Below are 13,537 nucleotides of genomic sequence, written 5' to 3'. Positions count from 1 at the left end.
CTCACAGGCTCCTCAGGAAGTCCTCGACGTCGGTCACGCCGTCTCGCGGGCGCAGGGCGTCCGCGAGACGGTTCCTGCTGATCGCGTCGCCCAGGTCGCCGGCCGCCAGCAGGTCGATGTAGCCGGGCAGGTCGGTGAGGCGGGACAGCGTGCTCTCCCCCGTGTCCCGGTCCCTGCTGCACACGACGACGCCCGAGTGGTCCTGCGCGTCCAGGGAGTTGAGGAGCGCCGGACTGTGCGTGGTGAACAGCACGTCGATGCTGCGCCGCTCCGACTCCTCCTTCATCAGGCGCAGCACGCGCGCCGCCTGCGTCGGGTAGAGACCGTTCTCGATCTCCTCGATCACCAGGTGCCGCTGGGCCGACAGCGGCGCCTCGTCGCCGTCGGCGACGGGTGCGCTCAGCAGCGCGGTGCCGAAGGCCAGGAACCGCAGCATGCCGTCGCTGAGGAGCCTGGCCGGAACGGCATGGTCCTTGCCGTGGTAGCCGGCCTCGCGCAGCACCAGCTGGACGTCCCCGAGCTTCGTGTCGACGCTGGTGATGCCGCGCACGGGGAACTCGGGCATCCCCGCGACGAGCTCCGTCAGCCGGCCGAAGGCCGCCCGGTCGGTTCCGCGCAGGTGCTCCACCACCGCGCTGAGGTTGTCGGCGCTGCGTCTGAGTTCGGTGTCGCGCGCGTTGACGTACTGCCGCATGAGGTGGGGCACCGGATCCAGCAGGAAGACCTCGCGCAGCACCGCGAGCACGTCCTGCGCGGCACGGTGGACGAGCTTGGTCGCCTCGGTGGTCGCGGGGAGCCGAACCGGGACCTGGCTGGTCAGCAGACGGTCGGCCGCGAACGGGACCCCCGGGTCCACACCCCGCAAGCCGTTGAAGTAGCGGACCTTGAGATCGGTGCGGCTCGGGTCCGGGGTGTCGCTGGCCAGCAACGAGCGGCCGGGCGCGAGTCGGCGGCCCCCGTAGAGCGCGCCCTCCACCGCCGTCAAGGTCTCCCGCAGAATCCGCACCTCGGGGCGGACGGCGATCTCCACGTCGAGGTCGAAGACCGCCTGTCCCGACCGCACACGGCAGCCGAGGGCGAAGCTGTCCGCCCCCAGCGGCGCGCACCCTTCGGCCCCGCCTCGGATGGGCTCCTCGCCTCCGCTCCGCAGCCCGTCCAGCGCGTCGCGCACCGGCTCGCCCAGGGCGAGGCGGGACAGCACCATCAGGCCGTCCAGGCCGTTGGACTTGCCGCTGCCGTTGCGGCCGATCAGCACTGTCAGGTCCTGAAGCGGCAGGCACTGGCCCGTGAAGCTCTTGAAGGAGGTCAGGCGCACCTCCACCAGACGGGGAGTCTCCACCCGGCACCCTCTCTCGCTCGTTCCGGCCCAGGCTGTGCTCGCCCCGGCTGTGCAGCGGTACGAAAGCCTACGCGGGCTCGTCACCGTTCCCACAGCGCTCCACCGACGGAGTGGGAAGTCAGCGGGTCCGACTTCCTGCTCCGCTTCCGTCGGGCCCGAAGACGCGGAACGTGGGCGTGGCGGGCCGATGCCCCGGTGAGGTGGCCGGACTCGTCCGCCTTCGTGGCGAGCCCAGGGGGTTACCGGGGGCTCATGGTGCCGATGACGTCCGGCGGAGGCTGCGGACGGCGAGGAAGAAGGCGGCGGCGGTGAGGGTGGTGGAGAGGAGGAAGAGGAGGGCGACGCCGAGGTGGAAGAGGGCGTGCGGCTCGCGGAGGATGCGGGCGAGGACGAGGTAGCCGGCGGCGGCGGTGAGGAGGGCGCCGAGGACGGGCGCGGACCAGCGGTGGAAGGCGAGCCGCTTGGGGAGGGCGGAGAGCAGGGAGCCGGTGGGTATGGAGACGAAGGTCCCGAAGAGGAGGCCCACCATAGCCCCGAGCGGTACCGAGGTGTAGCGGAAGGCGACGAGGGCGACCAGGGCACCCCAGAGGGTCCCGCCGATGACGCCGACCTGGGTGGTGCGAACGATGAGCCGGATACGCCAGGCTTTGGCGTTCATCGGTGGGGGTCCTCCGGGACTGGGCTACTGATCAGGTGAGGTGGTCGAACTCGCCGGCCTTCGTGGCGAGGAGGAGCGCGCGGAGCATGGGAATATCGACTGTCATCACGAGGGCAGGTTCATCGGACTCGCGCAGGAAGCAGAATCCACCGGCCCCCGAAGCAAGTTCGATGCAGGCGTTCTCGGCATCCCCCGCACTGAACGACGACTTCTGCCAGATGATCTCGGACATCGCAGGCCTTTCAGGCTTGGAGCAGATAGAGCAGGTGCTGGAGGATCCCCCAGGAGTCGCGCGTCGCCGCGCCCTGCCGAGGCCCGGGCCCATCGATGGGCGGAAGAGCCAAGTCCGTCAGCCGTTCGAACCTTTGGCGGTATGTCGCGATACTCTCGCGATCACCATAGTGCTCGGTCCGGCCGGGGCCATCCAGGACGATCGTGGAGAGTTCCGGACAGCCTGGTTCACAGAACAGGAATGATCCTGGGCTCGGCGGCTGCTTCGCCACGGTGAACGGCAGCACCTGAATCGTGACGTTGGGGCGCTCGGCCATGACCAGCAAGTGCTGAAGTTGGTCCCTCATCACTGCGTCACCGGGGAAACGCATGCGCAGTGCGGCTTCCTGAATGACGAAGTGGAAGTCCTTGCGTTCATCCAGGATCCGCTGTCGGGCCAACCGGAAGCGGGTCAGATCCCCGATGTCCCACTTGTGGTTGTCGCCACCCTCGAAGACGGCCTCCGCATAGGCCGGCACCTGGAGCACCCCGGGGATGTGCAGCACCTCGTAGTTCGTCAATCGGACCGACCGATCCTCGACCTCCGCCAGGTCGAGCGCCAGATCCGGGACCTTGCCCTCGAACTCGCTCCACCAGCCCTTGCCCGTCCTGCGCGCCATGTCCGCGAGTCCGCTGCGGAACGCCGGATCGGTGCAACCGTAGGCGTCCAGCCAGACCTCAAGGCGTTCGGCGTTCAACGTGATCCGACCGGCCTCGGTGTGACTCACAGCCGGACCTCGCATCCCGACCAGCGCTCCGGCCTCCGCGGCCGACAGTCCGGCTGCCGTCCGCAGACGCTGCAACTCGTCGCCGAATCGGCGCTCCCGCTGGCTGATCGGCCCCTTGTATCCCACCGCTGTCCTTCCTTGCCTGCGCAGTGTGGCGCAGAACTCGTGTGTGGCGCCACCAATGAGCGGCGTCAGTCCGGGGAGACTTCCCGATCGGCTTGCAATTCTGCCAGACCCGCCCCTACTCTCAGTGTTGCACCGATCACACGACGGAGCGTCAGTAACTCCTGTTTTCACGGCAGTAGACGCCTCATCCCCTCCGCCGGTGATCCAATCCTCCCCGTCTCCCGGAGGTTTCCCATGCGTGCCCTCACCCCACCCGACTGGTCCGTCGCCCGCCACGAGCTGCGCACCCTCCTCGGCTCGGCCGGCTGGCGGCCGGACACCGTCCAGGACGCCGAACTCGCCCTTCACGAGCTGTTCGTGAACGCCTGGAAGCACGCGGGCACCCAGGCGCCCCATGTCATCGCCGCCCTCGGCCCCCGCACCCTGCGGGTATCGGTCTGCGACAACAGCCCCGACCTGCCCGAACTGCGCGCCTCCGCCGACCCGTTCGCGCTCTCCGGTCGGGGGCTCCACCTCGTCCGCGCCCTCACCGACCGGTTCGGCGTCGACCCTCTCAAGACCGGCAAGGTCACCTGGTTCGAGCTGGACACCGCCACGTGAACGCCCCCTTCGAACCCCACGACACCTATCTGCGCACCTACACCGAGCCCGAGGTCACCGCGCTGATCAGCGAACTCCACGAGTGCGGCAAGCCGTTCGGCATCCAGTGGGGCTCCGCCGCCGTCAACGGCGCCACCATCGACGGCCGTCTGCTCGTCGACTTCGGCGACACCTCCGTCGCCACCCTCCTCAACCTCCTCGAACTCCTCCGCGAAGGGTTCAGGGACCGGTGAACTTCCTGATCGGCGCGGCCTTCGCCGTTCTCCTCGCCCTCGCGATCGCCACCGTTGTCACCGGCGTCATCACCGCCCTGAAGGTTCACGGCAACGACGAAGAGCACTCCAACCCCTGACCCACCCCGAAGCATTGCATTGTTGCTATTACTCGGAGGGCCCCACCCGGGGCACCGCCGGCCCCCGGGGCGCGAGCGGTCGGCTCAGCACCAGATTGGTCGTCGTGCTCCCCAACTGGGCCAGCTCGTCGACGATCTCCTCCAGGTGCCCCATCGACGTCGTGGCGATCTTCAGCACGTAGCAGTCGTCCCCCGTCGTCCGCAGGCACTCCAGGATCTCCGACCGCTCCTCCAGCAACCGCCGCAGCGGCTCGTGCCGCACCGCCGGCCCCGGGTACTTCAACCGGACCACCGCCGTCACCGGGTACCCCGTGCGCTCCAGGTCCACCTCGGCCCGGTAGCCGGTGATCACCCCCGCCGTCTCCAGCCGCCGCACCCGTTCCGTCGTGGCCGACGCGCTCAGGTTCACCCGCCGCGCCAGCTCGGTGAACGCGATCCGCCCGTCCTCCTGGAGCTCGGCCAGGATCGCCCAGTCCGTCGCATCGAGAATCTCGGTCATAGGCCCAGATTGCCGGTGATTCCACGGCGGAACAACCCCGCAACCGGGAGATGTCCCTTCAGTCAACCCACCTTCCCTCCCTAGGCTTTCCGGACGTGAAGATCGGAGTGAACGTCCCCAACTTCGGCCCCGGCACCGACCCCGGAGCCCTCCTGACCTGGGCCCGCACCGTCGAGTCCCTGGGCTTCGACCTGCTGATGCTCTCGGACCACCTCGCCATCACCCCCGATGTCGCCCGGCGCTACCCCGCCCCCTTCTACGAACCCTTCACCACCCTCGCCTGGCTAGCCGCCCACACCACCCGCGTCCACCTCGGCACCACCGTCCTCGTCGCCCCCTACCGCCACCCCCTCCTCACCGCCCGGACAGCCGCCAACCTGGACGCGCTGAGCGGCCACCGCCTCGTGCTCGGCATCGGAGTCGGCTGGGCGCAGCAGGAGTTCGCCGCCCTCGGCGTCCCCTTCGAGCACCGTGGCCGCCTCACCGACGACCACCTGCGCCGCCTGCGCGCCGCCTGGGAGGACACCGCCGACTACGGAACGGCCCGCCGCATCCCGCTCTGGGTCGGCGGCAACAGCGACGCGGGGCTTCGCCGCGCCGTCCATCTCGGCGACGCCTGGCACCCGCTGCGCCCCACCCTGCCCTGGCTGCGCGAAGCCGCCACCCGCCTACGGGCGTACGCGGACGAACAGGCGCTCCCCGTCCCCGCCTTCGCGCCCCGGATCGCCCTCAGGCTCACCCCGGCCCCGGTCGCCGGCCCGCAACGGCTCGCCGGCGAGGGCACGATCGAGCAGATCACCGCCGACCTCACCCAACTCCGCCTGCTGGGCGCCGCACACGTGATCCTCGACCCCTACCACGGCGACCCGGAGGAGACCCGCCGCCCACAGGACGCCCGGCAGGCCCTCGCCGCCGTCGCCGAACAGCTCGCCCCGCTCTGCACGGAACAGCCCCGAACGGAACAGCCCCGATGACCGTCACCCCCGCCGACCACCCCCTCCTCCGCCGCGCCATCGCCCTCGCCGCCGAGGCCGCCGCCCACGGCAACCCGCCGTTCGGCTCCCTGCTCGCCGCCCCGGACGGCACCGTCCTGGCCGAGGAGCGCAACACCACGCTCACCGACCGGGACATCACCGCCCACCCCGAACTGAAGCTCGCCCGCCGGGCGGCCCGCGAGCTGACCCCGGACGCCGCCGCCGCGACCACCCTCTACACCAGCTGCGAGCCGTGCCCGATGTGCGCGGCCGCCCTGCGGCAGGCCGGGCTCGGCCGGGTCGTCTTCGCCCTCTCCGGCGAGCAGCTGCTGACCGTCCGCCCCGCGAGCGGCCGACCGCCCGTACCGCAGGACGGCCCGGCGCTGCTCGACGAGGTCCGGGCCGCGATGGAGCCGTACTACCGCTGACCCCTCCCGCACCGTTGTTTGCCTCTGCCCCAGGGGCAAGGAGCAGAGTGGGCCCCGTGCACGAGGACTTGATCACCATCGGGGAGCTCGCCACCCTGACCAGGCTCAGCCCCAAAGCGCTGCGCCTGTACGGGGACCGCGGGCTGCTGCCGCCCGCCCACGTCGACCCGTACACCGGGTTCCGCCGCTACGGCCGCGCCCAGGTCGAACGGGCCCGCCGGATCGCGCTGCTGCGCGCCGTCGGCATGCCGCTGGCCCGGATCGCCGCCGTCCTCGACGCGGACGGCGGCGACGAGTCCGCCCGCCTGCTCGGCGCCTACTGGCGCGAGCAGGAGGCCGCGCACAGGGCCCGCCGCTACGCGGTGGGCTACGCCCGCTCAGTACTCACCGGAAGGACTTCGACCATGTACCGGATCGCCGAACGCGACGTTCCCGAGCAGAAGGTGCTCTGCATCCAGCGGCACGTCACGGGCGCCACGCTCGTCCCGTTTCTGAACGAGGCCGGCGAGCAGCTCCTCGCCCACCTGAAGTCGACCGACGCGTGCCTCTCGGGGCCGATCTTCAGCATCTTCCACGGCTACGTCGGCGAGGACTCGGACGGCCTGGTCGAGGTGTGCGCCCCGACGCTGAACGCCGTCGAGCCGACCGGCCGCATCGCCGTGCGGATCGACCCGGCCCATCGCGAGGCGTACACCGAGATCACCAAGGAGCACAAGGACTTCGCGACGATGGCCGCCATCCACGACGCCGTCGGCGCCTGGGTCAAGGAGCAGGGCCACGACCGCGACGGCGGCAGCCGGGAGGTGTACTACCCGAACTTCGAGACCGCCGAGCCCCACGAGCACACCTCGGACGTCACCGTCCCCTTCCGCCCCCGCCCGGGCGCGTAGCCGCACGTGGCGCGGGAAGTCGGACCGGCCGACTTCCCACTCCGGGTGGCCGGCAATCTCCGGGCCGACCCTGAGCGGAACCCTGAGTGGGGGTCCTGCCAGGCGGTGAAGCAGGTCAGGGGCGGGATCGCCTTGCGGGGGGAGGTTTTCGGCGGGGCGGCGGCGGAGCATGGAAGTACGCCGGCCGGAGGGACCGGACCACGGCGTCACCACAGCAACGGAGTCCGCCATGAGCCGCCTCGCCCGCCCCCGTCACAACCGCGTCATCGCCGGCGTCTGCGCCGGGATCGCCGAGCGCTTCGGGCTCTCGGCATGGACCGTGCGCGTGATCTTCCTGGCTTCCTGTCTGCTGCCCGGCCCGCAGTTCCTGATCTACCTGGCGCTCTGGCTGCTGCTGCCCCAGGAACCGTGAGACGCCGAAGGGGCCGCCCGCTCCTCGACGGGAGCCGGCGGCCCCTTCGGCCGTGCCGTGCCGCGCCCCGGCGTGCGGCGCCCCGGCGTGCGGCGGACGGATCAGCCGCCGAGGCCCGGCAGCGGGAGGGCCTGGGTGAGCCCGCCGAGCGGGGTCTTGTCGAGGCCCGGCACGGTCGGCAGGGCGGCCCGGTCGGCGGCGGCGCCGGCGACCGGGGCGGCGGCCTGACCCGCGCTGGGGGCCAGGGTGCCGAGGGTGCTGCTGACCTTGTCGGCGACCGGCAGCTTGCCGGCGGCGTCGGTGAGCGCGCTGGTGGCGGCCGGGTTGGTCAGCAGACCGGTCGGGAGCCCGAGACCACCGGCGGCGGTGGCGGGGGCGGCGGACGCGCTGCCGGCGCCGACCGCGGCGATGGCGATGCCGAGCGCGGCGGTACCGGCGGCCTTGAGAGTGGCCTGCTTCATGTGGTTCGTCCCCTTGGGTCCTCGTCGGTGGCCGACACACGCGGCCGACGCGACGGGGCCCGCCGCCACGACCGGTCGGCAATGACGGGCACACGGTAGTGAGCGGATCGCACGGGGATCAACGGCGGTTCACCCGCCCGAGCGAGAAGTCAGATGAACGCCAACTCCCCTGGCGGACAGCGGCGTTCATCCGATCACCTTCGGCGCACTCAGCCGCCGACGCTGAACAGCCACTCGGCCTTGAGCTCGGCGTAGCCCGGCTTGATCACGTCGTTGATCATCGCGAGCCGCTCGTCGAACGGCAGGAAGGCCGACTTCATCGCGTTCACGGTGAACCACTCCAGGTCCCCCAGTGTGTAGCCGAAGGCCTCGACCAGGTGCGCGAACTCGCGGCTCATGCTGGTGCCGCTCATCAGCCGGTTGTCGGTGTTCACGGTGACCCGGAACTTCAGCCGGCTGAGCAGCCCGATCGGGTGCTCGGCGTACGAGGTGGCGGCCCCGGTCTGCAGGTTGGAGGTCGGGCACATCTCCAGCGGGACCCGCTTGTCGCGCACGTACGCGGCGAGGCGGCCCAGCTTGACGGTGCCGTCCTCCTCGACGGTGATGTCGTCGACGATCCGCACACCGTGGCCGAGCCGGTCGGCGCCGCAGCACTGCAGGGCCTCCCAGATCGACGGCAGGCCGAAGGCCTCGCCCGCGTGGATGGTGAAGTGGTTGTTCTCGCCCTTGAGGTAGTCGAAGGCGGCCTGGTGGCGGGTGGGGGGGTAGCCCGCCTCGGCGCCGGCGATGTCGAAGCCGACGACGCCGCCGTCGCGGTGCCGGTTGGCCAGCTCGGCGATCTCGGACGAGCGCGCGGCGTGCCGCATCGCGGTGATCAGGGTGCCGATCCGGATGCGGTGGCCGGCGGCGCGGGCGTTGGCCTCGCCGAGCCGGAAGCCCTCCTGGACGGCCTCGACGACCTCGTCCAGGCTCAGGCCGCGCTCCAGGTGCTGCTCGGGGGCGTAGCGGACCTCGGCGTAGACGACGCCGTCGGCGGCGAGGTCCTCGGCGCAGTCGGCGGCGACCTTGATCAGGGCCTCGCGGGTCTGCATGACGGCGCAGGTGTGGGCGAAGGTCTCCAGGTAGCGGACCAGCGAACCGGAGTCGGCGGCCTCGCGGAACCACTCGCCGAGCGCCTTGGGGTCGGTGGTCGGGAGGCCCTCGTAGCCGACGGCCGCCGCCAGTTCGACCACGGTCTCGGGGCGCAGGCCGCCGTCGAGGTGGTCGTGCAGGAGCACCTTCGGCGCGCGGACGATCTGCTCGGGGGTGGGGATCCGGGGGCCGGTGCCCGCGGTGGTGACGGGGATCTGCTTCTCCATTGCGGGAGTGTAGCCCCTACGCGCGTAGACAAGCCACCGCCCAGGGGGCCGAATCATCCGATGTCCACCGGGAATTCCACCAAAGGGACGAGCCGGTCCACCTCCACGCAAGCCGGTCCCCCGGGCACCGCGCCCCCCGACGCGCTCAGTCGTGCGCCAGCAGCCGCCCCCGCCGCGACAGCACGAAGTCCCGGAACGCCGCCGCCGGCGGGGTCAGCGGCCGCCCCGCCACCCACGCCAGGCCGATCGCCCGCCGGGTCCGCGGCGCCGTCACCTCCAGCTCGACCACCCCCGGCCGCGGCACCAGCGCCGGCGGCAGCAGCGCCACCCCGAGCCCGGCCGCCACCAGCCCGCGCAGCGTCTCCGCCTCCTCGCCCTCGAACGCGATCCGCGGCGCGAACCCGGCCTCCGCGCAGAAGCCGTCGGTGATCGCCCGCAGCCCGTAGCCGGGCTCCAGCCCGACGAACGGGTCCTCGGCGACCTCCGCCAGCCGGATCCGGCGGCGCCCGGCCAGCCGGTGGTCGGCCGGGACCACCAGGTGCAGCCGCTGCTCGTCCAGCCGGCGGGCGACCAGCGCCGGATCGTCCTCCGGGACCGGCGCGACCAGGCACAGGTCCAGCTCCCCCGCGCGCAGCCGGTCCAGCATCGCGCCCACATAGGCCTGCACCAGCTGGAAACGGACCAGCGGGTACGCCGCCCGGAAGTCCCGCAGCAGGGCCGGCACCGCGTCCGTCCCCATGGTGTGCAGGAAGCCGAACGCCACCCGGCCGGTCGCCGGATCGGCCTCCGCCCGCGCCGCCTCGACGCCGCGCTCGACCTCGGCCAGCGCCCGCTCCACCGAGGCCAGCAGCAGCCGGCCCGCCCTGGTCAGCCGGACCGTCCGGCCCTGACGGGCCAGCAGGTCGACACCCAGCTCGCCCTCCAGCCGGGCCACCGCCCGGGACAGCGTCGGCTGCGGCATCGCCAGCAGCGCCGCCGCCTGCGTCACATGCTCCAGCCGGGCGACCGCCGCGAACTGGGCCAGCAGCGGGGCGAGTTGCACCGCCGGAAGGTCCGGTCCCAGCTCCGCGGGCCGGGCCGGCTCGGCACCCGTGGCCATCATGCGCTCCCGTCGTCCGCCGCACGCTGCGCTCATGCGCTTCGGTATGGATTATGGATGGTTCATGCATTGGACGCATCAGCCCGGCGGTTCTACGGTCGACGACATGCAGCCCTCCAGTACCAGGGCGTCCGCGACCGCGCCGGACGCCGCCCCTGCCGCCGCCCTCACCCCGGACGACCGCCACCGCCCCGGCCAACGCTCCTTCCGCCGCGCCAACCTCGCCCTGTTCGCCGCCGGCGTCGCGACCTTCGTCCTCCTCTACTCCACCCAGGGCCTGCTGCCGGTCCTCTCGGACGACCTCGGCCTCACCCCCGGGCAGGCCAGCTGGACGGCCTCCGCCGCCACCCTCGGCCTGGCACTCGCCCTGCTCCCCGCGAGCGCGCTCTCCGACCGGTACGGGCGCACCGCCGTGATGACGGCCTCCACCCTCGCCGCCTCCGCCCTCGCGCTCGCGCTGCCCTTCGCGCCGGACCTCACCACCCTGGTCGTGCTGCGCGTCCTCCAGGGCGCCGCGCTCGCCGGACTGCCCGCCACCGCGATGGCCTACCTCGCCGAGGAGGTGCACCCCTCGGCACTGGCCTCCGCGATGGGCCTGTACGTGGCGGGCAACAGCATCGGCGGCATGGGCGGGCGGCTGCTCTCCGGCTGGGTCGCGGCCGGCCTCGGCTGGCGCTGGGGGCTCGCCGCCTCCGCCGTCCTCGCGCTGCTCGCCACCCTCGCGTTCCGGCTGCTGATCCCCGCCGCCCGGCACTTCACCCCGGCCCCGGTGGACGCCCGCGCCCTCGCCCGCACCGTCGGCCGCCACCTGCGCAACCCGCTGCTGCTGCGGCTGTACGCGCTGGGGCTGCTGTTCATGGCCGTGTTCGGCGCGGTCTACAACACCGTCGGCTACCGGCTGATCGCCGCGCCCTTCCACCTGCCGGAGTCGGTCGCCGCCTCGATCTTCGTGGTCTACCTGGTCGGCACCGGCACCTCGGCCGCCGCGGGCCGCCTCTCCGCCCGGCTCGGCCGCCGCGGGGCGCTGTACGCCGCGATCGGCACCACCGCCCTCGGGCTGCTGCTCTCGCTCGCCGACTCCCTGGCCCTCGCCCTGCTCGGCCTGGTACTGATCACCGCCGGCTTCTTCGCCGGCCACGCCACCGCGTCCTCCGCCGTCGGCCGCACCGCCACCGAGGGCCGCGCCCAGGCCTCCGCGCTCTACCTGATCGCCTACTACCTGGGCAACAGCCTCGGCGGCACCACCGGCGCCGACGCCTACCACGCCACCGGCTGGCCCGGCGCCGCCACCATCGGCCTCGCCGCCATGACCCTCGCCGCCGCCGTCACCCTCTACGCCACCCGCCAGGCCCACACCGCCCGCCGCACGGAGGCCCTGCCGGGCAGGCTTTCCGCGCGATAGCTTCTCCCCGTGGAGGATCAGGAGTCGGTCTCCGCTGCTGCGGAGGACCAGAGCTGGTTCCGGACTGCGGCCTGGCAGAGCAAAGAGGCCGAGGTCGACCAGGCCCTCGGCCGGGGAGAACGCGGCGAGGTGTTCGGGAGCGGCCAGGACTTCCTGCGCTCGCTCGCCGACGAAGCGGGGCTGGACCTACGGGAGATCGAGCGCCGTACCGAGGATCGTGGACCGGCGGATACCTGATGCTGGCTGTCAGGTATCCGCCGTAGTTTCGTTCGTGTCCCACCGGTACCGCACGGACAGAGGAACCCACCATGGCCACCTTCGTCCTCATCCCCGGCGCCCTGCACGGCGGTTGGTGGTACCGGCCGATCACCGAAGGGCTGCGGGCCGCCGGGCACGAGGCGTTCGTCTTCGGCGACAAGGTCGCCGTCGGCCCGTGGACGATCGACACCAGCGGTCTGCTCACGTACGCCTGATCCGGCGCACGTGAGCAGACCCCCGGACCGTCAGGCGATGCGGTCCAGGACGATCGGGTTCGGGGTGAACGGGGTGCCCGCCGGGGCGACCTCGACGGCGTCCGCGAGGGCCTCGATCGCGTAGTCGAAGCGCTCCGGGGTGTCGGTGTGCAGGGTCAGCAGGGGCTGGCCGGCCACCACGGTGTCGCCGGGCTTGGCGTGCATCTCGACGCCGGCGCCGGCCTGCACCGGGTCCTCCTTGCGGGCGCGGCCGGCGCCGAGGCGCCAGGCGCTGACGCCCACCGCGTAGGCGTCCAGCCGGCTCAGCACGCCCGAGGCCGGGGCGGGGACGACGTGCTGCTCGCGGGCGACCGGCAGCGGGGCGTCGACGTCGCCGCCCTGGGCGGCGATCATGCGGCGCCAGTGGTCCATCGCGGAGCCGTCGCGCAGCGCGTCGGCCGGGTCCTTGCCGTGCACGCCCGCGGCGGCCAGCATCTCGCGGGCCAGCGCGAGGGTGAGCTCGACGACGTCGGCGGGGCCGCCGCCGGCCAGCACCTCGATCGACTCGCGGACCTCCAGCGCGTTGCCGGCGGTGAGGCCGAGCGGGGTGGACATGTCGGTGAGCAGGGCGACGGTGTTGACGCCGGCCGAGGTGCCGAGGCCGACCATGGTGCGGGCCAGCTCGCGGGCGTCGTCGATGTTCTTCATGAAGGCGCCGGAGCCGACCTTCACGTCGAGCACGAGCGCGCCGGTGCCCTCGGCGATCTTCTTGGACATGATCGAGGAGGCGATCAGCGGGATGGCCTCGACGGTGCCGGTGACGTCGCGCAGCGCGTACAGCTTCTTGTCGGCCGGGGCGAGGCCGTCACCGGCCGCGCAGATGACCGCGCCGGTGGAGCGCAGCACGTCCAGCATCTCCTCGTTGGAGAGCAGGGCGCGCCAGCCGGGGATGGACTCCAGCTTGTCGAGGGTGCCGCCGGTGTGGCCGAGGCCGCGGCCGGACAGCTGCGGAACGGCGGCGCCGCAGGCGGCGACCAGCGGGGCGAGCGGCAGGGTGATCTTGTCGCCGACGCCGCCGGTGGAGTGCTTGTCGCTGGTGGGCAGCGCCAGCGAGGAGAAGTCCATCCGGACGCCGGAGCGGATCATCGCGTCCGTCCAGCGGCTGATCTCGCGCGGGTTCATGCCGTTCAGCAGGATGGCCATGGCCAGGGCGGACATCTGCTCGTCGGCGACCTCGCCGCGGGTGTAGGCGTCGATGACCCAGTCGATCTGAGCGTCGCTCAGCTCTCCGCGGTCGCGCTTGGTCCTGATGACGGAGATGGCGTCCATGGTTGCTCCATTGCTCCCAGAAGGGGTTCAGAAAAGCGAAGAGTGTCGCGAGCGGCCCGGGTCAGGGCCCCCCCGCGCCAAACAAAGCGCGCTAAAAAAAGGAGGGGCAGAACTGTTACCCGAAAACCGCTCGGGGCCCAAAGCGGCCGGGGGGGCGTCG

At 72.3% G+C, this 13,537-nt stretch carries 19 protein-coding genes; 10 read left to right on the top strand and 9 right to left on the bottom strand.

Translation table 11 applies throughout. The features are described 5' to 3' along the window. Window position 1: 1 nt before the first annotated feature. The 4 genes from ACFU9E_RS05915 to ACFU9E_RS05900 all read right to left on the bottom strand — a co-directional run bounded on the left by ACFU9E_RS05915 (window position 2) and on the right by ACFU9E_RS05900 (window position 3,121). On the bottom strand, window positions 2-1,339 hold the full coding sequence (locus tag ACFU9E_RS05915) for an AAA family ATPase (protein ID WP_380685268.1): 1,338 nt from the start codon (window positions 1,337-1,339) through the stop codon (window positions 2-4). A gap of 250 nt (window positions 1,340-1,589) precedes the next feature. Beyond that, the gene (locus tag ACFU9E_RS05910; RefSeq protein WP_380685266.1) at window positions 1,590-1,997 is read right to left on the bottom strand and encodes a hypothetical protein; all 408 of its coding nucleotides are present in this window, start codon (window positions 1,995-1,997) and stop codon (window positions 1,590-1,592) included. Window positions 1,998-2,028: 31 nt separating this feature from the next. Then, the gene (locus ACFU9E_RS05905) at window positions 2,029-2,229 is read right to left on the bottom strand and encodes a DUF397 domain-containing protein (RefSeq protein WP_380685264.1); all 201 of its coding nucleotides are present in this window, start codon (window positions 2,227-2,229) and stop codon (window positions 2,029-2,031) included. Window positions 2,230-2,239: 10 nt separating this feature from the next. Beyond that, window positions 2,240-3,121, bottom strand: a complete 882-nt coding sequence (locus tag ACFU9E_RS05900; protein WP_380685262.1) for a helix-turn-helix domain-containing protein — start codon at window positions 3,119-3,121, stop codon at window positions 2,240-2,242. 234 nt (window positions 3,122-3,355) lie between these two features. Between ACFU9E_RS05900 and ACFU9E_RS05895 the strand changes: the two genes are divergently transcribed. Genes ACFU9E_RS05895 through ACFU9E_RS05885 form a run of 3 tightly spaced genes read left to right on the top strand, consistent with a single transcriptional unit; the run spans window position 3,356 to window position 4,073 of the window. Beyond that, the gene (locus ACFU9E_RS05895; RefSeq protein WP_380685260.1) at window positions 3,356-3,721 is read left to right on the top strand and encodes an ATP-binding protein; all 366 of its coding nucleotides are present in this window, start codon (window positions 3,356-3,358) and stop codon (window positions 3,719-3,721) included. Then, the gene (locus ACFU9E_RS05890) at window positions 3,718-3,954 is read left to right on the top strand and encodes a hypothetical protein (RefSeq protein ID WP_380685258.1); all 237 of its coding nucleotides are present in this window, start codon (window positions 3,718-3,720) and stop codon (window positions 3,952-3,954) included. The genes ACFU9E_RS05895 and ACFU9E_RS05890 overlap by 4 nt, the downstream gene beginning before the upstream one ends. Beyond that, window positions 3,951-4,073: a hypothetical protein gene (locus ACFU9E_RS05885; protein WP_380685256.1), complete on the top strand. Its 123-nt coding sequence runs from the start codon at window positions 3,951-3,953 to the stop codon at window positions 4,071-4,073. The genes ACFU9E_RS05890 and ACFU9E_RS05885 overlap by 4 nt, the downstream gene beginning before the upstream one ends. A 28-nt stretch (window positions 4,074-4,101) precedes the next feature. On the opposite strand, the gene ACFU9E_RS05880 is transcribed toward ACFU9E_RS05885, so the two are convergent. Next, window positions 4,102-4,572 (bottom strand): Lrp/AsnC family transcriptional regulator, encoded by a 471-nt coding sequence (locus ACFU9E_RS05880; protein WP_380685254.1) that lies wholly within the window; start codon window positions 4,570-4,572, stop codon window positions 4,102-4,104. 95 nt (window positions 4,573-4,667) lie between these two features. On the opposite strand from ACFU9E_RS05880, the gene ACFU9E_RS05875 reads away from it, so the two are divergent. The 4 genes from ACFU9E_RS05875 to ACFU9E_RS05860 all read left to right on the top strand — a co-directional run bounded on the left by ACFU9E_RS05875 (window position 4,668) and on the right by ACFU9E_RS05860 (window position 7,276). Next, window positions 4,668-5,546, top strand: a complete 879-nt coding sequence (locus tag ACFU9E_RS05875) for an LLM class flavin-dependent oxidoreductase (RefSeq protein ID WP_380685252.1) — start codon at window positions 4,668-4,670, stop codon at window positions 5,544-5,546. Next, a complete protein-coding gene (locus ACFU9E_RS05870) occupies window positions 5,543-5,974 on the top strand; it encodes a nucleoside deaminase (RefSeq protein WP_380685250.1) in 432 nt (143 codons plus the stop codon). The genes ACFU9E_RS05875 and ACFU9E_RS05870 overlap by 4 nt, the downstream gene beginning before the upstream one ends. A 56-nt stretch (window positions 5,975-6,030) precedes the next feature. Continuing rightward, window positions 6,031-6,864, top strand: a complete 834-nt coding sequence (locus ACFU9E_RS05865; protein WP_380685248.1) for a MerR family transcriptional regulator — start codon at window positions 6,031-6,033, stop codon at window positions 6,862-6,864. A 229-nt stretch (window positions 6,865-7,093) separates the two neighbouring features. Beyond that, window positions 7,094-7,276 carry a PspC domain-containing protein gene (locus tag ACFU9E_RS05860; RefSeq protein ID WP_355358632.1) on the top strand — a complete coding sequence of 61 codons (183 nt, stop codon included), beginning with the start codon at window positions 7,094-7,096 and terminating at the stop codon, window positions 7,274-7,276. A 101-nt stretch (window positions 7,277-7,377) separates the two neighbouring features. Here the strand turns inward: ACFU9E_RS05860 and ACFU9E_RS05855 are convergent, their stop codons facing one another. The 3 genes from ACFU9E_RS05855 to ACFU9E_RS05845 all read right to left on the bottom strand — a co-directional run bounded on the left by ACFU9E_RS05855 (window position 7,378) and on the right by ACFU9E_RS05845 (window position 10,194). After that, window positions 7,378-7,737 carry an ATP-binding protein gene (locus ACFU9E_RS05855; protein WP_380687877.1) on the bottom strand — a complete coding sequence of 120 codons (360 nt, stop codon included), beginning with the start codon at window positions 7,735-7,737 and terminating at the stop codon, window positions 7,378-7,380. Between the two features lie 209 nt (window positions 7,738-7,946). Continuing rightward, the gene (locus ACFU9E_RS05850) at window positions 7,947-9,095 is read right to left on the bottom strand and encodes an adenosine deaminase (protein WP_380687879.1); all 1,149 of its coding nucleotides are present in this window, start codon (window positions 9,093-9,095) and stop codon (window positions 7,947-7,949) included. Window positions 9,096-9,240: 145 nt separating this feature from the next. Next, window positions 9,241-10,194 carry a LysR substrate-binding domain-containing protein gene (locus tag ACFU9E_RS05845; protein ID WP_380687889.1) on the bottom strand — a complete coding sequence of 318 codons (954 nt, stop codon included), beginning with the start codon at window positions 10,192-10,194 and terminating at the stop codon, window positions 9,241-9,243. 106 nt (window positions 10,195-10,300) lie between these two features. Between ACFU9E_RS05845 and ACFU9E_RS05840 the strand changes: the two genes are divergently transcribed. The 3 genes from ACFU9E_RS05840 (at window position 10,301) to ACFU9E_RS05830 (ending at window position 12,069) form a co-directional block, all read left to right on the top strand. Then, window positions 10,301-11,596, top strand: coding sequence for an MFS transporter (locus ACFU9E_RS05840; RefSeq protein ID WP_380687881.1), 1,296 nt, complete (start codon window positions 10,301-10,303; stop codon window positions 11,594-11,596). Between the two features lie 9 nt (window positions 11,597-11,605). Next, entirely contained in the window at window positions 11,606-11,833 is a 228-nt protein-coding gene (locus ACFU9E_RS05835; protein ID WP_380687883.1) for a hypothetical protein, read from the top strand. A gap of 71 nt (window positions 11,834-11,904) precedes the next feature. Continuing rightward, window positions 11,905-12,069, top strand: coding sequence for a hypothetical protein (locus ACFU9E_RS05830; RefSeq protein WP_380687885.1), 165 nt, complete (start codon window positions 11,905-11,907; stop codon window positions 12,067-12,069). 30 nt (window positions 12,070-12,099) lie between these two features. On the opposite strand, the gene ACFU9E_RS05825 is transcribed toward ACFU9E_RS05830, so the two are convergent. Beyond that, entirely contained in the window at window positions 12,100-13,377 is a 1,278-nt protein-coding gene (locus ACFU9E_RS05825) for a thymidine phosphorylase (protein ID WP_380687887.1), read from the bottom strand. Between the last annotated feature and the right edge of the window lie 160 nt (window positions 13,378-13,537).

This window comes from Kitasatospora sp. NPDC057595, from assembly GCF_042800875.1.
Lineage (GTDB): Bacteria > Actinomycetota > Actinomycetes > Streptomycetales > Streptomycetaceae > Kitasatospora.
The sequence above is the reverse complement of the archived record's forward strand: the minus strand, read 5'-3'. Positions and strand labels throughout refer to the sequence as shown.

Excerpts from the sequence above, each read along its gene's own strand:
- ACFU9E_RS05910 (WP_380685266.1), bottom strand. The coding sequence starts at position 1,997 with ATGAACGCCAAAGCCTGGCGTATCCGGCTCATCGTTCGCACCACCCAG.
- ACFU9E_RS05905 (WP_380685264.1), bottom strand. The coding sequence starts at position 2,229 with ATGTCCGAGATCATCTGGCAGAAGTCGTCGTTCAGTGCGGGGGATGCC.
- ACFU9E_RS05895 (WP_380685260.1), top strand. The coding sequence starts at position 3,356 with ATGCGTGCCCTCACCCCACCCGACTGGTCCGTCGCCCGCCACGAGCTG.
- ACFU9E_RS05880 (WP_380685254.1), bottom strand. The coding sequence starts at position 4,572 with ATGACCGAGATTCTCGATGCGACGGACTGGGCGATCCTGGCCGAGCTC.
- ACFU9E_RS05870 (WP_380685250.1), top strand. The coding sequence starts at position 5,543 with ATGACCGTCACCCCCGCCGACCACCCCCTCCTCCGCCGCGCCATCGCC.
- ACFU9E_RS05860 (WP_355358632.1), top strand. The coding sequence starts at position 7,094 with ATGAGCCGCCTCGCCCGCCCCCGTCACAACCGCGTCATCGCCGGCGTC.
- ACFU9E_RS05855 (WP_380687877.1), bottom strand. The coding sequence starts at position 7,737 with ATGAAGCAGGCCACTCTCAAGGCCGCCGGTACCGCCGCGCTCGGCATC.
- ACFU9E_RS05850 (WP_380687879.1), bottom strand. The coding sequence starts at position 9,095 with ATGGAGAAGCAGATCCCCGTCACCACCGCGGGCACCGGCCCCCGGATC.
- ACFU9E_RS05845 (WP_380687889.1), bottom strand. The coding sequence starts at position 10,194 with ATGGCCACGGGTGCCGAGCCGGCCCGGCCCGCGGAGCTGGGACCGGAC.
- ACFU9E_RS05840 (WP_380687881.1), top strand. The coding sequence starts at position 10,301 with ATGCAGCCCTCCAGTACCAGGGCGTCCGCGACCGCGCCGGACGCCGCC.
- ACFU9E_RS05830 (WP_380687885.1), top strand. The coding sequence starts at position 11,905 with ATGGCCACCTTCGTCCTCATCCCCGGCGCCCTGCACGGCGGTTGGTGG.
- ACFU9E_RS05825 (WP_380687887.1), bottom strand. The coding sequence starts at position 13,377 with ATGGACGCCATCTCCGTCATCAGGACCAAGCGCGACCGCGGAGAGCTG.